At 50.5% G+C, this 525-nt stretch carries 2 pseudogenes; one reads left to right on the top strand and one right to left on the bottom strand.

Going from position 1 to position 525, the window contains the following annotated elements:
* Positions 1–214 (top strand): annotated as a pseudogene (locus ACR0DT_RS25170) (polyphosphate kinase 2); the annotation flags it as partial.
* 59 nt (positions 215–273) lie between these two features.
* Here the strand turns inward: ACR0DT_RS25170 and ACR0DT_RS25165 are convergent.
* Positions 274–525, bottom strand: a pseudogene (locus ACR0DT_RS25165) (CAP domain-containing protein); the annotation flags it as partial.

Here is a 525-nt window from a genome sequence, read left to right as displayed (position 1 = left end):
GTTGTTTCGCACGAACATTCCCGAAGCGCCGTGGTACATCGTCGAAGGCAATGACAAAAAGCGCGAACGCCTGAATTGTATCGAGCATCTACTGACCAAAATTCCGTATTCGGACGTACCGCAGGAAAAGGTCGATTTGCCGGACCGTAAGTACAATCCTGAGTATGAACGCCGGATTCTGCCGGACGAACTATACGTTCCTAAGGTCTATTGAAAATCCCAGTTGGAATTGGTGCGAGGCAGGCTCATCTCCACCTCGCACCGTGGGGTTTGTTAAGCTGCGTCCATCATGCAGTCGAAGTCATAATAGTTGAACACAAAGACATCACCTGAATCGTTTCCGGACATGTCAGAGCATGTGGTATCCACATCGTCCCCACCGTTGTCGGCACCGGTCATCGTCATATCAAAGTCATCCGCTTCGGGTTCTGCATCGGCATAGTCTGTGTCGTTCCAGTCAAACTGGTCGAACTGTGCTTGCAGTGATTGGACAAAGGACCTGATCTCGGCAAGGAATTCCTGAAC

It is taken from the genome of Ruegeria sp. BI11, from assembly GCF_056538005.1.
This window is presented reverse-complemented; position numbering and strand designations above follow the sequence as displayed.